The organism is Okeania hirsuta, from assembly GCF_003838195.1.
Classification (GTDB): domain Bacteria; phylum Cyanobacteriota; class Cyanobacteriia; order Cyanobacteriales; family Microcoleaceae; genus Okeania; species Okeania hirsuta.
The window spans coordinates 1-2,054 of sequence record NZ_RCBY01000524.1 but is presented as its reverse complement, the minus strand read 5'-3'; the positions used below and the strand labels follow the sequence as shown (position 1 = coordinate 2,054).

Here is a 2,054-nt window from a genome sequence, read left to right as displayed (position 1 = left end):
TTGAGCTTTCCTTGTGACACTTTAGATTTTACAGCATTCTCCACCCACCAAAGCCCAATTAGATGACCATTTTTCAATAGTTTATGGCTTTGACAATCAGGACAATCCATCTCTCAATCAAATTCTAGAATATCATTCTCTATTGTGCAACACCACTTTTTCAGTAAACCCTATTTAATATTGGAGTAAGCGATCGCCAGACTCCAGATCAAACCAATGAATCTGTTTAGCAGGTAATTCTAAAGTTACTAATTCACCCCAAGTTTGGTCATAAGGAACTAAAGCACGGATATTTTGTTCGGAATTTTCCACCCGAGCAATTAACAGTTTTTCCTTACCTAAATTTTCTACCAAAAACACCTTACCTTTAATAGCAACCTCAGAAGTTTCAGTCAAAACAAAACGTACATCTTCCGGACGAATACCCATAACAATTTGTTTTGGAATTGTTGGAAAATCAGGCAGAGGAATTTTAAAATCACCTAAAATAGCATAATTTTCTTCACATTTAAGAGTCAGTAAATTCATTTGCGGACTACCGACAAAACCAGCTACAAATTTATTAGCAGGACGACTATAAATTTTATGAGGTGCATCAAGTTGTTGTAAGTAACCATCATATAAAATTGCTACTTTACTCGATAAAGTCATTGCTTCCGTTTGGTCGTGAGTAACATAAACTACAGGTTTTTGTTGAGAGTTAAATAACTGTTTCAACTCTGCTCGTACTTGTTCGCGTAATAGTGCATCTAAATTACTGAGAGGTTCATCTAACAAAAATACTTCTGGGTTGCGTACCAGCGATCGAGCTAATGCTACCCTTTGTCTTTGTCCACCAGACATCTCCCGGGGTTTGCGGTCTATTAATTGTCCTAATTCGAGTTTCTGGGCAACATTATTAACTCGTTGCTGAATTTCATCTTGAGGTATTTTACGGAGTTTCAAAGAAGCAGCAATATTTTCAAAGACCGTCATGTGCGGATAGAGGGCGTAACTTTGAAACACCATTGCAATATTACGACCACCCGGTGGTACATTTGTTACATCGCGATCGCCAATAACAACTTTACCCTGAGTGGGTGTTTCTAACCCAGCAATAAGTCTTAGTAGGGTTGATTTTCCACAACCAGAAGGCCCCAGTAAGGTTAAAAATTCCCCATCTTCAACTTCAATATTCATGTCTTTAACGGGAATGACATTTTTAGTAAATTGTTTTCTGAGATTTTTTAATTGCAGTTTTGCCATGATATTTGATTATTTTTTACCTCTTAATGTTCACTTACAGCAGTTGCCATAGTTGTTAGAGACAAATTAAAAGTCTCAAAGCTAGACAAAGTAGGATGTTGATTTCTGCCTCCAGCATAGCTGCTATAAGTGTAGTCTAGTTATCTGATTATTACCTTACAGAGCTTTTCAAATTGATGAACCACATCTTCACACATCAAACCTTGTAAGGACATTCCATGGAACGTTCCTACTGTGGTCTACCCAAATGAAAACTGCTGTATAGGTTTTATATCTGAGACAAGCGATCGCGAATATTCTCTCAACCAACACCTGAAATACATTTATATTACATTGTATTATTGCGGCATACGCATTAGTAGAGAAAGAAGATGTTAACTAGGAGCTTTATAGAACCCCTGAGTGATATCTTGACCTTGATGATAATTTTGAGCCATGGAGTCGTTCGTGGGAATTAGGAAATACTAGAAAAAGGAAAAATATTCCCATACTCCTGTGACTCTGTTTCTGAAATATTTACCCGCGTCAAAATTTGAGAGGTACACAGTTCTACATGGTGTAAAACAATAATTGAAAATACTTCAATATACCCCACCTCCGCATCACCTGATTTTTACAGCACTTTTTAGGATAAATGAGGTACAGTTTTAAGATTAATCTTTTTTCCCTAGTCTCTACTCCCTAGTCCCTACTCCCTACTCCCTAAAGTCCTAAAATTTTGTACCTCATCAACTCCAAAACTGCTGTAAATAGATTCCAAATAGGTTTTATATCTGAGACAAGCGATCGCGAATATTCTCTCAACCAAC

The 2,054-nt window shown here is 37.0% G+C and carries 1 protein-coding gene; it reads right to left on the bottom strand.

Annotated features, from left to right (window positions below; translation table 11 throughout):
* Positions 1-174: 174 nt before the first annotated feature.
* Positions 175-1,245 (bottom strand): ABC transporter ATP-binding protein, encoded by a 1,071-nt coding sequence (locus D5R40_RS32470; RefSeq protein WP_124147258.1) that lies wholly within the window; start codon positions 1,243-1,245, stop codon positions 175-177.
* Positions 1,246-2,054: the final 809 nt, after the last annotated feature.